This window comes from Monashia sp. HAY1-2A (assembly GCF_056755315.1).
This window is the reverse complement of the sequence record NZ_JBNDHY010000873.1, coordinates 1-230: the sequence shown is the minus strand read 5'-3', so window position 1 is coordinate 230 and position 230 is coordinate 1. Positions and strand designations below refer to the sequence as shown.

The window sequence follows — 230 nt, the reverse complement described above, 5'->3', positions numbered from 1 at the left end:
CCACCTATGTGCTGATCCAGTTCGGACACAACGACCAGCCTGGCAAGGGTGAGCGCTCGACCGACCTCGTGACCGGGTTCGGGCCCAATATGGCGCGCTACGCGAGCGAGACAAAAGCGCTCGGCGGCGTGCCGGTCCTGGTCTCGCCGCTCGCTCGCCGGACCTTCAAGGGCCCCTATTTGAAAGACACACTCTGGCCTTGGGCTCAGGCCACCCGCGTGGCCGCGGCT

Annotated in this window: 1 protein-coding gene; it reads left to right on the top strand. The window is 66.5% G+C overall.

Going from position 1 to position 230, the window contains the following annotated elements:
• Positions 1-230 (top strand): SGNH/GDSL hydrolase family protein (locus ACPYOM_RS24260; RefSeq protein ID WP_481347942.1); only part of this gene is annotated, 230 nt, incomplete at both ends.